Genomic DNA, 16,154 nt, shown 5'->3' on the forward strand with positions numbered 1-16,154 from the left:
CTCACCACCTATTGCTATTTTACCTCTTGCAAACGAAAAAGCCCAGCTTTCGCTGGACTTTTTCGACAGGCTGAGACCTTCCCCGACGGGGAAGGTCTTTTTCGTATCAAAATGGATCACGCCCGCAGAAAACCCTTGCCGAAGATCTCGCTGGAGTTGGTGACGATCATAAAGGCGTGGGGGTCGTTCTGCTTGAGGTAGCGCCGCAGCTGGACGGCCTGGTGGCGGGCCAGCACGGTGAGGACCACCTGGTGGGTCTCGTGGGTGTAGGCCCCCTGGCCGGACCAGATGGTAGCGCCCCGATTCAGGTCCTCGATGATGTATTTAGTGACGATCTCGGGCCGGTAGGTAATGACCATGAAGGCCTTACGGCGGTTGAGGGACTCAATGACGGTGTCCACCAGCACCGACTTGAGGACCAGGCCCAGCAGGGAGCACAGTCCGGCGGTGACGTCAAAGACCAGCAGAGCGGAGGCGGCGATGAGGACGTCGGAGCAGAGGAGGGCCCGGCCCACATCCAGGCCGGTGTACTTTTTGAGGATCATGGCGGCGATGTCGGTGCCGCCGCTGGAGGCGTCCAGGTTGAAGAGGATGCCGGAGCCCAGGGCGGGGAGGAGGACGGCGAAGAAGAGCTCCAGGATGAGCTGGTCGGTGAGGGGGGCCGACATGAGGAAGATCCATTCAAAGACCTGGACCTCCAGGGAGTATAGGATGGAACAGTAGACGGTGCGGAAGCCGAAGCCCTTGTCCAACAGGAGGAAGCCCAGCAGGAGGAAGAGGATGTTGATGACGCCGTTGTAGACCGACGCCGTGAGCCAGGGCACGGGGATGAGCTCAGCCAGGACGATGGCCAGGCCGGATACGCCGCCGATGGAGAAGTGGTTGGGGAACTTGAAGAAGTAGACGCCCACCGACACCAGGGTGATGCCCAGGGTCATAAAGAGGAACTCCTGGATGTTTTTCTTGGTCAGCCAGTTTTGCTGCCGCATGTTCGTTCAGCTCCTGTCGTGGATGTGGATGGAGACGGGGTCAGCGCTGGGCCAGGATGGCGGACCAGGCGTTGTAGTTGGGGATGTCGCTGTAGGCGGGCACGTTGCCCAGCCGCCACACGGAGACGCCGGTAATGCCCATCATACGGGCCAGGGTGAGCTTGTCGGCCACGCTGCGGGCGTCCTCGTACCACAGCCGGACGGTCATGCCCTCCTCGGTGGTGTAGAGGGCGGAGGGGTTGCGGTCGCTCTCGTCGTAGGTCACCACGGTGCCCGCCTGGGCCAGGCGCTTGGCCACGGTGTCGGGGGCGGGGCGGTAGATGGTGGTGTCGGCCAGCAGGCCGTTTCCGTCCACCTCAAAGCCCACGGCGGCAAAGGAGATCTGGAGGACAATCTTGCTCTTGTCCTGGACGCCGGTGGCCGGGTCGGTGATGGCGGAGAGGGCCCGGTAGATGTCGGGGAAGGGGGTCACCGGGGAGTCGGGGGCCTTGGTGCCCACGTAGCCCTCCGGCACGCTGGTCCACTGGTAGTCGTGGGCCATGAGGATGACCTTGTCGCACACCTCGCCGATGGCCCGGTAGTCGTAGCCCTTGTACCAGTCATCGGGGGGCACGCAGACGTAGAGGGACTTGCCCGCCGGCAGGGCGGCGCGCAGCTCGGTGAGGAAGGTGACGAAGTCGGCCTTGAGAAGGTCGGTGCGCAGGCCCTCGAAGTCGATGACAATGCCGGCGTAGTCGGCGCTGGCCCCGGCGATGGCGGAGACGGCCTGACTCTGGGCGGCGGGGTCGGGAAGGACCTTCTCCAGCACGCTGGTGGCGGAGCCGTCGGAGAGGGTGACGTTCTGGGTGGTGTCGGCGTAGACGTTCAGGTTGTAGGGGGTGTCATTGCCCCGGAAATAGTCGGTGGCGGTGGAGGCGTCGGCGGGCTTCACCCAGTCGTTGCCGTTGGTCTTGGAGGAGTTGAGGACGGGTCCGGCGTCGCTCCACTCCATCCGGGCCCAGCCCAGGCAGACGGTGTCCATATCGGCGGTGAGGCCGATCTGGGAGTAGGAGGAGAAGGCGTAGAAGCCGGTGAGAAAGTCCACCTTGGACTGCATCCGCTGGTAGACCCGGTTGAGCATGGCGGCGGCCTGCCCCCGGGTGGCGAAGGCGTCGGGCTGGAAGAGGAGCTGGCCGTTTACCTCCACGCCGGTGGTGAGGCCGAAGGCGGCGGCCAGGGCGATGTGGCCGGCGTGGTCGGTGACGTCAGGGAAAGAGGTGGCGGTGGGGGCGATGTCGTTGGCCAGGGTCTCGTAGCCCAGGGCCCGGACCAGCATGACGGCCATGTCCTCCCGGGTGATGTAGGCCAGGGGCTGGAAAAGGTCGCCGGCGTCCACCACCCCGTGGGCCAGGGCGGTCTCGGCGGCGGCGTAGTACCAGTCGTCGGGGGAGATGTCGGTGAAGGAGGGGGTGGCCGGGGTCACGGCCTCCCAGCCGAACATCCGCTGGAGGATGGTGACGAAGCTGGCCCGGTTGAGCCGCTCCTCGGGGCGAAAGGTGCCGTCGTCCAGGCCCTGGATGAGGCCGTAGTCGGAGGCCTGCTGGATATCGTTGTAGGCCCAGTGCTCGGGGGAGACGTCGGGGAACTCCACCGCCAGGGCCGAGGCGGACAGGGAACACAGAAAGACCAGACACAGGGAAAGTGCGGCCAGACGCCGAAGGATCATGGGTAAGTACCTCCATTCAACGCGGGTGGAAAGGAAAGGGAAACTGCGCCTTCATTGTATCAGGGTAAGACTGGAAAAACAATGGATAGCCTTGGAAAAGGTCGGTTTTCCCGGTGGAGCTCTGTGGAAATTCCACAAAACGGAAATAGAAATGCTGTGGTTTTCGTCAAAAGGTCGGGGAAGGGGTGGGGTTTTTTGTGACATTTTGCGTGATTGAATGGCGTGATATTTTCATGTAGAATAGAATCGAAATCAAATTCATAAAGATGGAGGAGTGGCCCAATGAAACTTCTGGAGGAACGTATCCGAAAAGACGGCAAGATCAGGGGCGGAGACGTGCTCAAGGTGGACAGCTTTCTCAACCACCAGATGGATGTGGCCCTCTTTCAGGAGATCGGCAAGGAGTTTTACCGGCTGTACGGCGACTGCGGAGTCACCAAGATTTTGACCATCGAGGCATCGGGGATCGGGATCGCGTGTGTGACTGCGCAGTTTTTTGGTTGCCCGGTGATCTTCGCCAAGAAGAACAAGACCAAGAACATCGCCGGGGACGTCTACACCTCCAAGGTGGAGTCCTTCACCCACGGCAAGGTCTATGACATCATCGTGTCCAAGGAGTTCCTGCTCCCCACCGACCGGGTGCTCCTCATCGACGACTTCCTGGCCAACGGCTCCGCCCTCCAGGGCCTCATCAACCTGGTCCGGGATGCGGGCGCGGAGCTGGTGGGCGCCGGCATCTGCGTAGAGAAGGCCTTCCAGCCCGGCGGCAACCTCATCCGCAGCATGGGCGTCCGGGTGGAATCCCTGGCAAAGGTCAAGTCCATGGGCGAGGACGGCAGCATTGAGTTCTGCGACTGACGCCGCCGAATGAGGGCGCGTCTGGGAAGCCGCGCCCCGCAAAAAATGCTGTTGTCCCTTGCTCACCAATTCTTTTTTCATTACATAGGTTCCCAGCATGCTGCCGCAGCCGAGCGGGAGGGTTCAAATCCTCCTGCCGGGATGAGCGGATCGCCTTTCGGCTGTCCCGCCGCGGTACGTATTTTCCATCGGATACCCCGGCTGTGACAGCCGTTTTGCGTTTTTTGGGTGTCAAACATATTTATGAGGAGGACAATGAATCATGAAGAAGCGCATCCTTGCCATGCTCCTGGCCGGGTCCATGATCTTCGGCCTGGCCGCCTGCTCCGGCGGCGGCAGCACCGAGACCACCCCCGCCGAGACCGGTACCGAGGAGACCACCCCTGTGGAGACCGACGGCGCCAAGACCGTGAAGGTGGGCCTCATCTGCATCGGCGACGAGAACGACCAGGGCTACACCTACAACTTCATCCGTGGCCAGGAGGCCGCCACCGAGGCCCTGGCCGCCAAGGGCATCAACGTGGAGTGGAGCGTGAAGTGGAACATCGGTGAGGACTCCTCCTGCGAGGAGGCCAACATCGAGCTGGCCGAGGAGGGCTGCCAGCTCATCATCAACAACTCCTTTGGTTTTGAGGAGTACATGCTGAAGGTGGCCCCCGACTACCCCGACATTGAGTTCATCTCCTGCACCAACCAGGCCTCCGCCGTGGACGACCTGCCCAACACCCACAACGCCTTCGCCAACATCTATGAGGGCCGCTACCTGGCCGGCGTGGTGGCCGGCATGAAGATGCAGGAGATGATCGACAACGGCGAGATCACCCCCGAGCAGGCCGTCATTGGCTACGTGGGCGCCTACTCCTTCGCCGAGGTGATCTCCGGCTTCACCGCCTACTACCTGGGCGCCAAGAGCGTGTGCCCCAGCGTGACCATGAAGGTCAACTTCGTGGGCTCCTGGTCCGACGCCACCGCCGAGGGCAACGCCGCCCAGGCTCTGTGCGATGAGGGCTGCATCATGATCTCCCAGCACTCCGACAACACCACCCCCGCCACCGCCGCCCAGGCCGCCGGCGCCTTCCACACCGGCTACAACAACGACATGATCTCCATCGCCCCCGAGGCCTCCCTTATCGGCACCCGCATCGACTGGTCCGTGTACTTTGAGTACGCCATCGAGGCCGTGGCCAACGGCGAGGAGTTCGACCAGGATTGGTGCCACGGCATGGATATGGGCGCCGTGGTCATGACTCCCCTCAACGAGGACATCGCCGCCGCCGGCACCGCTGAGAAGCTGGCCGAGGTGGAGCAGCAGATCCACGATGGCACCCTCCAGGTCTTTGACACCTCCACCTTCACCGTGGACGGCGCCGAGATGACCTCCTGCATGGCCATCGACACCGACGGCGACTTCGTGGCCGACTCCGAGGAGGCCGTGTTCGACGGCGCCTTCCACGAGTCCTACTTCCAGTCCGCCCCCTACTTCACCGCCAAGATCGACGGCATCGAGTGGGTCAACGAGGCTTATTAAGCGTCATACCGCGCGCAGAAGGGAGGACCGCCGTCCCGGCGGTCCTCCCGTTTTTTCCGGGGGCTTGCCCCGGCCATTGGCCTCCGGTATAATGGAATCGAGAAACGGCCGTCACGGAGACGGGAGAAAGGATGACAGCCTTGGAAACTGTCCACGCCATTGAGCTGCGGGGCATCACCAAGCGCTTCGGCGCCAAGGTGGTGGCCAACGACCACATCGACCTGGCCCTGGACCGGGGGGAGATCCTCTCCCTGCTGGGGGAGAACGGCAGCGGCAAGACCACGCTGATGAATATGCTCTCGGGGATCTACCTGCCCGACGAGGGCGAGATCCTCATGGAGGGGAAGCCCATCGCCATCCGCTCCCCCAAGGACGCCTACGACCACGGCATCGGCATGATCCACCAGCACTACAAGCTGGTGGACGTGTTCACCGCCGCCGAGAACATCGTCCTGGGCCTCCACGACGGAAAGAAGCTGGACCGGAAGGAGATCGCCCGCAAGGTGCGGGAGATCAGCGACAAGTACGGCTTCGGCATCGACCCGGACAAGAAGATCTACGACATGTCGGTGTCGGAGAAGCAGACGGTGGAGATCGTCAAGGTGCTCTACCGGGGAGCCGACATCCTTATCCTGGACGAGCCCACGGCGGTGCTCACCCCCCAGGAGACCGACCGGCTCTTCGACATCCTGCGGGCCATGAAGGCCGACGGCAAGGCCATCGTCATCATCACCCACAAGCTCCACGAGGTCATGGCCATCTCGGACAAGGTGGCCGTGCTGCGCAAGGGCAAGTACATCGGCACGGTGAACACAGCCGAGACCGACCCCCAGAAGCTCACCGAGATGATGGTGGGCCACGCGGTGAGTCTGAACATCGACCGGCCGGAGGCCAAGTACCACGACCTGCGGCTGGAGGTGAAGGGCCTCAACTGCCTGGGCAGCGACGGAGTGCCCGCCCTCACCGACGTGAGCTTCCAGGCCATGGGCGGCGAGATACTGGGTATCGCCGGCATCGCCGGCTCCGGCCAGAAGGAGCTGCTGGAGGCCATTGCCGGGCTGCAGAAGGCGGAGTCGGGCCACATCTTCTACTATCCGCCCCACCCCAAGAGCGACATCGCCGGCAAGCACGTGCCGGTGGACAAGGCGGGGGAGGAGCTGGTGGGGAAGACCCCCACCCAGATCCAGAAGATCGGCGTCTCCCTGGCCTTCGTACCCGAGGACCGGCTGGGCATGGGCCTGGTGGGGGGCATGGGCATGGTGGACAACATGATGCTCAAGACCTACAAGGAGCACCCCGGTCCCTTCGTGGACCGGAAGCCCCCCAAGGCCCTGGCCGAAAAGCTCATCGATGAGCTGGAGATCGTCACCCCTGGGGTGAACACCCCGGTGCGGCGGCTCTCCGGCGGCAACGTACAGAAGGTGCTGGTGGGCCGGGAAATCGCCTCCAGCCCCACGGTGCTCATGACGGCCTACCCCGTCCGCGGCCTGGACATCAACTCCTCCTACACCATCTACCGCCTCCTCAACGAGCAGAAGATGAAGGGGGTGGCCGTCCTTATGGTGGGCGAGGACCTGGACGTGCTGCTGGAGCTGTGCGACCGCATCCTGGTCCTCTGCGGAGGCCGGGTCTCCGGGGTGGTGGACGGCCGCACCGCCACCAAGGAGGAAGTGGGCCTCCTCATGACCCACGTGGGCGGCGGAAAGGAGGCGGAAGACCATGCATGAAGCCAATACCCCTCTCATCCGGCTGGCTAAGCGGGACGGCATGTCCCGGGGAAAGATGTGGGCCATCCGGGCGGCCGCCTTCGTGGTGGCCATCCTCATCGGCGCCGTCGTCTTTCTCCTCATCGGGAATAACCCCATCTCGGCCTACGGCACCATCCTCACCGGCTCCCTGGGCAAAAAGACGGCCATCCGCCAGACGGTGCGCATCGCCATCCCTCTGCTGGGCACCGCCCTGGCCATCGCCCCCTGCTTCAAGATGAAGTTCTGGAACATCGGCGCCGAGGGCCAGATCACCGCCGGCGCCGTGGGGGCCGCCTACTTCGCCCTCTTCTGGGCCGACAAGCTGCCCGGGCCGGTGCTGCTGGTGGTCATGGCCATCGCCGGCGCCCTCTTCGGCGGTATCTGGGCCCTGATCCCCGCCTTCTTCAAGACCAGGTGGGGCACCAACGAGACCCTCTTCACCCTCATGATGAACTACATCGCCATCGGCATCGTCAACTGGCTCCAGGGCGGCCCCTGGGAGGGCCGGCCCGGCTCCCAGATCATCCCCCAGTATGACTCCGCCGCCGTCCTCCCCAAGGTACTGGGGGTCCACTGCGGCTGGATCATCGTGCTGGCCCTCACCGTCCTCATGTATTTCTACATGAAGTACACCAAGCAAGGCTATGAGATCGCCGTGGTGGGCGAGAGCGAAAACACTGCCCGCTACGCCGGCATGAACGTGGGGCGCATCGTTATGCGGACCATGTTCCTCTCGGGCGCCATCTCCGGCCTGGTGGGCTTCATCGTCTCCTCCGGCGCCGACAACACCCTCCACTCCGGGGTGGCCGCCGGGGTGGGCTTCACCGCCATCACCGTGGCGTGGCTGGCCCAGCTCAACCCCTTCGCCATGGTGGGCATCTCCGCCCTCCTGGCCGTGCTGGAGAAGGGCGCCGACACCCTCCAGACCCAGATGCAGGTGCCCGCCTCCATCTCCGACATCATCACCGGCGTGGTCCTCTTCTGCATGCTGGGCTGTGAGTTCTTCATCAATTACCGGGTGATCCTCCGGGGTCACCACAAGGAGGTGACCGGCGCATGAGCATCAATCAGAGCTTCCTGGTCCTTCTCATCAGTGCCGCCGTCCTCAACGGCACGCCCCTCCTCTTCGGCACCGTGGGCGAGATCCTGTCGGAAAAGGCGGGCAACCTGAACCTGGGCGTGGAGGGCATGATGTACATGGGCGGCGCCCTGGGCCTGGGGGCGGCCTTCTACTACGAGCAGGCCGCGGGCGGCAGCGCCAACGGTATCGTGGCCGTGGTGCTGGCCATCCTCTTCGCCTTCCTGGCCGGAGCCTTCGGCGCCCTCATCTACGCCTTTCTCACCATCTCCCTCCGGGCCAACCAGAACGTCACCGGCCTGGCCCTGGCCATCTTCGGCACCGGCGCGGGACAGTTCATCGGCGAGTACATGCGGGTGAGCGCCGGCGGCTACGTGGCCATCAGCAACGCCCTCAAGGACGTCTTTGCCAATTCCCCCTTCCCGGCGGCCCTGCGGGGGCTGCCCGTGGTGGGACCTCTGATCTTCGGCTATAACATCTTCGTCTATGTGGGGGTGATCATCGCCGTGGCCATGGCCTGGTTCCTCACCCGCAGCCGGGCCGGCCTCCACCTGCGCTCCGTGGGCGAGTCCCCCGCCACCGCCGACGCCGCCGGCATCAACATCACCCGCTACAAGTACCTGGCCACCGTCATCGGCGGCGGAATCTCGGCCATCGGCGGCATGGTCTACATCATGACCATCGCCGGCTGCGTGTGGAACCACGAGGGCCTCTCCGGCGAGGGCTGGCTGGCCGTGGCCCTGGTCATCTTCTGCCTGTGGCGGCCTCTCAACGCCATCTGGGGCTCCGTCCTCTTCGGCGCCCTCATGATCCTCTACATGCGCCTTCAGCTCCCCTTCATCCCCAGCCAGCTCTACAAGATCCTGCCCTATGTGGTCACCGTCATCGTCCTGGTGGCCGTCAGCATGCGCAAGAAGCGGGAGAACCAACCGCCCGCATCGCTGGGCAACGCCTACTTCCGGGAGGACCGGTAAGGGGAAATATGGTACAAAAAAGCGGTCCGCCGTGGCGGACCGCTTTTTGTTTTCCTATTTGGAGGGGAGGAGGGACTTGAGCTTCAAAGCCTTATCGATGTTGCCCTCCACCTTCAGTCTGCCCAGGAAAACTGCCCCAACGGGGTCAGACTGCCCGGAGGCGATTTTGAAGAGGGTCCCGGCCGAACAGGTAAAGAGGGCGTCCCGGTCCCGGTAGTCGTAGGGCTCCACGTGGAGCTGTCCGTCCTTCACCTCCAGGTAGAAGGTACCCTGGGCCTCCCCGGTGATGTTGAACTGGTAGGCCAGATGCTCTCCGATGCCGCTGGCGTCGGCCCGGGAGAGGAGCTCTTTGACCTGGGCGAACATGGCGTCAAATGTCATGGCGTCCTCCTTCCTCATGCCACCGCCTGGAAGAGGCTGGGCTGCTCCTCCGGCTGCTGATAGGCCTGGGCGGCCTGCTGGGCACGGGTGGTGGTGCGGGTGGTGCCGCCGGAGACATAGGTCTTGCCGCATTCGGGACAGATGGCGGTGTGGAGGGTCACCGACTGGCTGACCACCTCACGGCCCTCCCGCTTGGCCTTGGCCTGCTCCCGGACCACGTGCTCCTGCTCGTGGCCCCGGACGGAGGAGGCCGCCTGGGTGGGGTCAATGTTGGTGGGATTTTTGTAGGAGACGCCGGGGTCATTGGAGCCGTCCTGGTACTTGCGCTCCTTGCAGGTCTGGCATTCGCCTTCCTCCATGACCTCCTGGGCGGACTTGGACTCCTGGATGGCATCAGTCCCCCGGGCGGCGGCATCCTCCCCCTGGAGCAGAGTGTCGGGGTCCACGTACTGGATGCGGCCCCGGACGGCCATCTCCACCGGATCCGCCCCCTGGCGGGCCTCCGGGAGCCGGACCTCCCACTGGGGTGTCTCCCGGCGGACGGGAGCCACCTCCGGCACCGGCTCCACCGGGGTGGTCTGGGCGGGACTCACCCGCCCCACCGCAGCTGTACCGGCGGCGGCGCTCTCTCTGCGCACGTAGCTGGAAGCATAGGCCCAGCCGTAATCCAGCCCTGCGGAACTCAGACCCATCATGTCTGCCACCCCTTTTCCACTGCTGCGGGTCCGTACAGAGCGGACCTGCGATCAGTGACATTGTACCTCATTTTTTTCCAATGCTCAAGAGGGAAGGGCGCCCTTTTCCAAAGTTCCCCAAAACAGCAAAAACCGGACGCCTGCTCCTGACGTCCGGCCCCTGCCAAAAGGAAAGAGGATACAATGAAATGAAAAGAAACTGTCTCTTGCGAGTATTATAGTACCGTAGAGTTGTTAACAATCAAATCCTGAATTGTTACAAGAAGATTAAATCTTCCCAATTTGCTGTAAAGTTCGTGTAATCTGGGGAAAAAAGAAAAAGAGCGGCGGTAATGCCCGTCGCTCTCTTCCCGGATCGGAGGATAGAATGAAAAGAAGAATCGTCTCTTGCTGATTGTGATGATACCAGCAGATTGTTACAAAAGAAGGCCACAGATGTTACAAATCTGTGAAACATCACCGAAGGGCCTCAAAGAACCGCCGCAGGAGGGCGGCGCAGGGTTCCTTCAGGATGCCGCCATAGACCCGGGGGTGGTGGTTGAAGTCCTCCATGAAGAGGTTGAGGACGGAGCCGCAGCAGCCTGCCTTGTCGTCCTTGGCGCCGTAGTAGACCCGGTCGATGCGGGCGTTGACGATGGCCCCGGCGCACATGGGGCAGGGCTCCAGGGTGACGTAGAGGGAGCAGCCGTGGAGGTTCCAGCCCCCCCGGTGGGCACAGGCCGCCCGGATGGCTTCCACCTCGGCGTGGGCCAGGGCGTCGCCGTTGGCCTCCCGGCGGTTCCAGCCCTCCCCGATGATGGCGCCGTCCCGGTCGGCCACCACGCAGCCCACCGGCACGTCCCCCGTCTCCAGGGCTTTTTGGGCCAGCTCCAGGGCCCGGGTCATGTAGGTTTCCGGCGTCATGGGACGCCCCCTTTCTATGGTCCGGGCTTGTATTTCGGGCCGGGACCGGGTATGATGGACGCAGAGGGGCAAAGGAGCCCCCGTGCAAAGGAGAAAAACATGAAAGATATTCTGCTCTTTTATCTGCCCGGCTGCCCCCACTGCAAGCTGGCCCTCCGGTTCCAGGAGGAGCTGCTGGCGGAACATCCGGAGTGGAAGGACATTTCCTTCAAGATGGTGGACGAGGCGAAGGAGGCCGCTCTGGCCGACACCTACGACTACTATTATGTGCCCACCTATTATGTAGGCGGCAAAAAAGTCCACGAGGGCCACGCCGAGAAGTCCGACGTGGAGAAGGTTTTCCGTCTGGCGGCGGAGGGCTAACCGGGGGTGTCCACATCCACCAGCTCGGCGGGGTCTCCCACCTCCGTGAGGGCGAGAAGGTCCCGGTGTGCCCGGATGACGGCGCTGCCGCCGGTGTCCCCGGTGAGGGCCATGAGCTCGGGGTAGAGGGCTTTCGGGAAGATCACCGGGTTGCCCTTTTTCCCCTGCCAGGAGAGGGCGTGGATGCGGTCCGATGACTCCTGAAAGGCATTTAATAATTTAATGATACTTTTTGTAGTCAGATTTGGCTGGTCACAGACGGCAAACAGGGCGCCGTCGCTGCGCCAGGCCGCCTGAAGCCCCAGACGGATGCCCGCTGCCACCCCTTCCCAGGGGTGGCAGTTTTGTATGGGCAGATAGCCCGCCTTGGCGGCGTCCACCAGGATCTGGCCGTACTGGCTGGTGACCACCGCCGGGGAGAAGAGAGCGGGGGGCAGGGCGGCGAAGGCCCGGCGGTAGAGGGGGGTGCCCTCCCAGAGGGTGAGGAGCTTGTTGCCGCCGTACCGCCGGCCAAAGCCGGAGGCCAGCAGGATGCAGGCGATCTTCATTTGGACCTCCTTTCGGGGAAGGGAAACGTACTGCGCTGAAAAGAGCCTTCCCCTGGGGGTCTGACTGTCCACCGGACAGTCAGAAGAAATGACTTCTTCCTTGACCCGTGGTGCCCCAGTGCGCACACTGGGGCGGATGAGGGGGGCTTTAAGTGTGGTTTACAATTCGTGCTCTTTCTGATACGTAAAAGGACGGGAGAGACGGCTCAAAACCCGTTTCTTTTTCCCTGCTGGAAAAAGAACGGTTTTTGGAATCCAAAGAAAAAGGGGCCCCAAAGGGGTTAAGTGGCTCCAAATAGAAATCCGGCGGCCCGTCTTTACGCCCCCGTAGAGCACCAGCCCCGTCTACGGTAGACTACGCCGGCGGAACAGGGACAGGCCGTGGTCCTATCCGCAATTTTTTCGCCGCCTGCGTGGGTGGGCGCTGCGGCGTGGTGGGTGCAAGTTGCGGCGTGGTTTCATGGGCGGATGCTATCCGCCCCTACGCCGGAGCACCGGCGGCATTACGGAGTAAGCCGACGGTGCAAGTGACATAACGTTAGAAGAGCCCCGGGGGTACATCCAATAGGGGGGGGCCATCGTCGGGGCAAAGTCCGCACCGCTCACCCCGGCCTGACGGCCAGGTCTCGCTGAGCTCCCTTGCCTCTCATCTCCCAAATGGACCCGCTTTGCTGGGCTCCATTTGGGTCCCTGTTTCTCCTGTGCTTGGTCGTTTCAAGGGGTGGATTGTCAAGGAGGGGAAAATCGAAATTCCCCTCCTTGACTGACTCTTCCGCCCCTTTCTGGTCACTCAGAAAGGGGCCCGCCGGAGGCCGTAACGCAATCAAGGAGTAAGAAAAATAATGCGGTACCGGGGCACGTCTGGGAAGCCGCGCCCCATGCCTTTGACCTCAGTTACCGCCAGAACTGGCTCTTTCCCCGGTGGACGAACTGTCCCTGCCCCTCCAGGACCACCTTGCCGTCCTGGGCGGCCAGGGCGCCGCTGAGGAAGACGGCCTCGGGCTTGCCGGTGAGGGTCATGCCCTCGTAGGGGGTGTAGTCCACCGCCTGGACCTGGTCCTGGGCGGTAATGGTCCAGGTGCGGGCGGGGTCGAAGATGACCACGTCGGCGTCGTTGCCCACAGCCAGGCAGCCCTTCCGGGGCCACATGCCGAAGAGCTTGGCGGGCTGCTCTGCCAGGAGCCGCACCAGGTCATTCACCGTCATCCGGCCCTGGCCCACCCCGAAGTGGTACATGAGGGCGGGGCGGTGCTCCACGCCGGGCAGGCCGTTGGGGATTTTGGAGAAGTCATCCCGGCCCAGCTCCTTTACCCCGTGGAAGTCGAAGGAGCAGTGGTCGGTACCCATGGTGTCGATGTCCCCGGCGGCGATGCCCTCCCACAGGGCCGTCTGGTCGTCCTTGCTCCGGGCGGGAGGGGAGAAGACGTACTTGGCCCCCTCGAAGTCGGGAAGGCTGTACAGGCTGTCGTCCAGGAGGAGGTACTGGGGGCAGGTCTCCACATAGAGCTTCTGGCCCCGTGCCCGGGCCGCCCGGACGGCCTCCAGGCCCCGGCGGGTAGAGAGGTGGACGATGTTCACCGGCACCCCCGCCAGCTCGGCGATGGAGAGATAGCGGCTCACCGCCTCGGCCTCCACCAGAGGGGGCCGGGACAGGGGGTGGGCCTGGGTGCCCAGATTGCCCGCCGCCTTCTGGGCGGCAATGCCCTTGGTCACCAGGTCGCCGTTTTCGCAGTGGCAGCCCACCACGGCCCCCTCCTCCGCTGTGGCCTTGAGGACCTCATAGATGACCCCGTCGGGCAGGCGCAGGTTGTCGTAGGCCATGTAGACCTTGTAGGAGGTGACCCCGGCGGCGGTCATGTCCTTCAGCTCGGCCCGGATACGGGGGTCCCAGTCCTTGATGGTCATGTGGAAGCCGTAGTGGCAGCTGGCCACCCCGTCGGCCCGGCTGTGCCAGGTCTCCAGGGCGGAGGCCAGAGAGCAGCCCCGCTGGGATTCGGCAAAGTCCAGCACGGTGGTGGTGCCCCCGGCCAGGGCGGCCATGGAGCCCGTCCGCCAGTCGTCGGTGGTCTCGTTGGGCAGGCCCTTGTTCATCTCGAAGTGGGTGTGGGTGTCGATGAAGCCGGGGAAGACCAGCTTCCCGGCGGCCTTCACCACCTGGGCGTCCCCGGCGGGCAGGTCGGGGCCGATCTGGACGATCTTGCCGCCGTCCATGCGCAGATCGGCCTGGACGGGACCCTCGGGCAGCACCAGGGTGCCATTCTGAATGAGGATAGACATAGGGATGACCTCCTTTTTCATGTATCAAAAAAACGGGCTCCCATCCTGACTGTGCCGTCAAAATGGAAGCCCGTGCGCGCGGCACTTCGTTACAGCTTCTCGGAAAACATTCAGCGGAAGATGGCCCACAGCACCACAGGGACGGCCAGCTTCAGCACGGAGGAGACGGCCATCGTGGCGGTGAAGTAGGTCATGGCCTTTTGCGGACTGCCGGTGTTCTGGGTAAAGGTGTCCAGGGTGTTCTGAAAATTCCGCTCCTTCTGATGCTGGCCCGACAGGACGTCGCTGAGGATGCGGATGAGGGAGTAGACCAGCAGGGCCAGCCACACCATAAAGACCACGGTCCGGGTGAGGGAGCCGCCGTCGCCGGCGATGAAGAGGGCGAAGCTGAGGACAAGAGCCAGGATGGTGACCACAGGGTAGAGGCGGGCGGCGGTTCTGGCCGCGCCGGAGACGGGAGACGTGGACATGGGAAGGACCTCTCTTTTCTCAGTTTGTGGGTCAGGGGTGGATGTTCCGCGCGTCAAAGGCGGAGAGGAGGGCGTCCAGGTCGGGGCGCACCAGCATGGGCTCTCCGGCGGCCTTGATGCCGTTGGCCACGTCCTTGAGGCCGTTCCCCGTGACGATGCTCACCACGGTAGCGTCCGGGTCGATGAGTCCCAGCTCCAGGGCCTTTTTCACCCCGGCGGTGCCGGTGACCCCGGCGGGCTCCCCAAAGACCCCCTGGGTCCGGCCCAGAAGGCGCATGGCCCCTAAAATCTCCTCGTCGGACACGTTGACGGCGATGCCCTTGGATTCCCGGACGGCGTTCAGGGCCTTGTCGGCGTTCCGGGGCACCCCCACGGCGATGGAGTCGGCCAGAGTGTTCTCTTCCATGGGCTGCCAGGGCTCTCCGGTCTGAAGGGCCCGGTTCAGGGGGCAGCAGCCCTCCGCCTGGGCGGAAATCAGTTTGGGCAGACGGTCAATGAAGCCGGTCTCGTAGAGGTCCTTAAAACCCTTCCACACCCCGGCGATGGTGCAGCCGTCCCCCACGGAGAGGGCCACATAGTCGGGGACCTGCCAGCCCAGCTGCTCCATGAGCTCAAAGGTCACCGTCTTTTTGCCCTCGGAGAGGTAGGGGTTGATGGCGGCGTTGCGGTTGTACCAGCCCCAGCGGTCGATGGCGGCTTTGGAGAGGGCGAAGGTGTCCTCATAGGAGCCGTCCACGCTGATGACGGTGGCGCCGAAGATCATGAGCTGGGCCACCTTACCCTTGGGGGCCCGGCTGGGGACGAAAATGTAGGTGGCCAGCCCCGCCGCCGCGGCGTTGCCCGCCAGGGAGGAGGCGGCGTTGCCGGTGGAGGAGCAGGCGATGGTGTCCGCCCCGGCCTCCCGGGCCTTGACCACCGCCATGGCGGAGGCCCGATCCTTCAGGGAGGCGGTGGGGTTCTGGCCGTCGTCCTTGATGTAAAGGGTCTTTAAGCCCAGGACCTTGGAGAGCCGGTCGGCCTTGTAGAGAGGGGACCAGCCCACCCGCAGGGGCGGGGCGGGGGAGTCCTCCTCCACCGGCAGAAAGGGCCGGTACCGCCACATGGAATAGTCGTGGTTTTGTGCCAGATCGGCGGGGGAAAAGTGGTCTCGGATGGCGGAATGCGAATACTGAATGTCTAATATACCGCCACATTTACAGGTTGTGATCGTCGGAAGGGCCTCGTACTCCGCGCCGCAGCGGGTGCACTTGGCGCTCAGGACATATTTCATGGGACACCTCCTTGGTGGGTGAGGGCATTTTTCTCCGTGGGGCGCGACAACCTCGGCGCGCCAAACCACGCCTCGGCCCATTGCTTTCTTTTATGCGCAAGGACGGGGGAGACGCTCTCAAAACCCGTTTCTTTTTCCCTGCTGGAAAAAGAACGGTTTTTGGAATCCAAAAAAAAGGGGCTCAGGAATGGGTTGAGTGGTCCTAAATAGGAATCCGGCGGCCCGTCTTTACGCCCCCGCTCAGCACCAGCCCCGTCCACAGGTGACTACCTCGGTGGAACAGGGAAGAGCCGTGGTCCTATCCCCACTTTTTTCGCCGCCTGCGTGGGTGGGGGTCGGGGCGTGGTGGCGCTATCTGGTATTCCCT

General features: G+C 63.6%; 15 protein-coding genes. 6 read left to right on the forward strand and 9 right to left on the reverse strand.

What is annotated here, in order from left to right; translation table 11 throughout:
- Positions 1-116: 116 nt before the first annotated feature.
- Both Q0K15_RS03655 and Q0K15_RS03660 read right to left on the reverse strand, forming a co-directional pair.
- Positions 117-989, reverse strand: coding sequence for a YitT family protein (locus Q0K15_RS03655; protein ID WP_294512311.1), 873 nt, complete (start codon positions 987-989; stop codon positions 117-119).
- A gap of 40 nt (positions 990-1,029) precedes the next feature.
- The gene (locus tag Q0K15_RS03660; protein WP_294512314.1) at positions 1,030-2,694 is read right to left on the reverse strand and encodes an S-layer homology domain-containing protein; all 1,665 of its coding nucleotides are present in this window, start codon (positions 2,692-2,694) and stop codon (positions 1,030-1,032) included.
- 282 nt (positions 2,695-2,976) lie between these two features.
- Between Q0K15_RS03660 and Q0K15_RS03665 the strand changes: the two genes are divergently transcribed.
- The 5 genes from Q0K15_RS03665 to Q0K15_RS03685 all read left to right on the forward strand — a co-directional run bounded on the left by Q0K15_RS03665 (position 2,977) and on the right by Q0K15_RS03685 (position 8,880).
- Positions 2,977-3,552, forward strand: a complete 576-nt coding sequence (locus Q0K15_RS03665) for a xanthine phosphoribosyltransferase (protein WP_294512317.1) — start codon at positions 2,977-2,979, stop codon at positions 3,550-3,552.
- 262 nt (positions 3,553-3,814) lie between these two features.
- Positions 3,815-5,080, forward strand: a complete 1,266-nt coding sequence (locus Q0K15_RS03670) for a BMP family ABC transporter substrate-binding protein (RefSeq protein WP_294512320.1) — start codon at positions 3,815-3,817, stop codon at positions 5,078-5,080.
- Positions 5,081-5,211: 131 nt separating this feature from the next.
- Entirely contained in the window at positions 5,212-6,807 is a 1,596-nt protein-coding gene (locus Q0K15_RS03675) for an ABC transporter ATP-binding protein (RefSeq protein WP_365933136.1), read from the forward strand.
- A complete protein-coding gene (locus Q0K15_RS03680) occupies positions 6,800-7,888 on the forward strand; it encodes an ABC transporter permease (RefSeq protein ID WP_294512324.1) in 1,089 nt (362 codons plus the stop codon). The genes Q0K15_RS03675 and Q0K15_RS03680 overlap by 8 nt, the downstream gene beginning before the upstream one ends.
- Positions 7,885-8,880 (forward strand): ABC transporter permease, encoded by a 996-nt coding sequence (locus Q0K15_RS03685; protein ID WP_294512327.1) that lies wholly within the window; start codon positions 7,885-7,887, stop codon positions 8,878-8,880. The genes Q0K15_RS03680 and Q0K15_RS03685 overlap by 4 nt, the downstream gene beginning before the upstream one ends.
- A 54-nt stretch (positions 8,881-8,934) precedes the next feature.
- Here the strand turns inward: Q0K15_RS03685 and Q0K15_RS03690 are convergent, their stop codons facing one another.
- The 3 genes from Q0K15_RS03690 to Q0K15_RS03700 form a co-directional block, all read right to left on the reverse strand.
- On the reverse strand, positions 8,935-9,261 hold the full coding sequence (locus tag Q0K15_RS03690; RefSeq protein ID WP_294512330.1) for an SCP2 sterol-binding domain-containing protein: 327 nt from the start codon (positions 9,259-9,261) through the stop codon (positions 8,935-8,937).
- Between the two features lie 14 nt (positions 9,262-9,275).
- Entirely contained in the window at positions 9,276-9,956 is a 681-nt protein-coding gene (locus Q0K15_RS03695) for a hypothetical protein (protein WP_294512333.1), read from the reverse strand.
- 456 nt (positions 9,957-10,412) lie between these two features.
- Positions 10,413-10,859 (reverse strand): nucleoside deaminase, encoded by a 447-nt coding sequence (locus Q0K15_RS03700; RefSeq protein WP_294512335.1) that lies wholly within the window; start codon positions 10,857-10,859, stop codon positions 10,413-10,415.
- Between the two features lie 99 nt (positions 10,860-10,958).
- Between Q0K15_RS03700 and Q0K15_RS03705 the strand changes: the two genes are divergently transcribed.
- Positions 10,959-11,222: a thioredoxin family protein gene (locus Q0K15_RS03705; protein WP_294512338.1), complete on the forward strand. Its 264-nt coding sequence runs from the start codon at positions 10,959-10,961 to the stop codon at positions 11,220-11,222.
- Here Q0K15_RS03705 and Q0K15_RS03710 read toward each other — a convergent pair.
- The 4 genes from Q0K15_RS03710 to Q0K15_RS03725 form a co-directional block, all read right to left on the reverse strand.
- Entirely contained in the window at positions 11,219-11,770 is a 552-nt protein-coding gene (locus Q0K15_RS03710) for a nucleotidyltransferase family protein (RefSeq protein ID WP_294512341.1), read from the reverse strand. The two genes, Q0K15_RS03705 and Q0K15_RS03710, sit on opposite strands and share 4 nt — an antisense overlap.
- An 894-nt stretch (positions 11,771-12,664) precedes the next feature.
- Positions 12,665-14,047, reverse strand: a complete 1,383-nt coding sequence (gene hydA / locus Q0K15_RS03715; protein WP_294512344.1) for a dihydropyrimidinase — start codon at positions 14,045-14,047, stop codon at positions 12,665-12,667.
- 110 nt (positions 14,048-14,157) lie between these two features.
- Positions 14,158-14,517, reverse strand: coding sequence for a hypothetical protein (locus Q0K15_RS03720; RefSeq protein ID WP_294512347.1), 360 nt, complete (start codon positions 14,515-14,517; stop codon positions 14,158-14,160).
- A 31-nt stretch (positions 14,518-14,548) separates the two neighbouring features.
- A complete protein-coding gene (locus Q0K15_RS03725; protein ID WP_294512350.1) occupies positions 14,549-15,787 on the reverse strand; it encodes a threonine synthase in 1,239 nt (412 codons plus the stop codon).
- Positions 15,788-16,154: the final 367 nt, after the last annotated feature.

The organism is uncultured Intestinimonas sp. (assembly GCF_944387245.1).
Lineage (GTDB): Bacteria > Bacillota > Clostridia > Oscillospirales > Oscillospiraceae > Intestinimonas.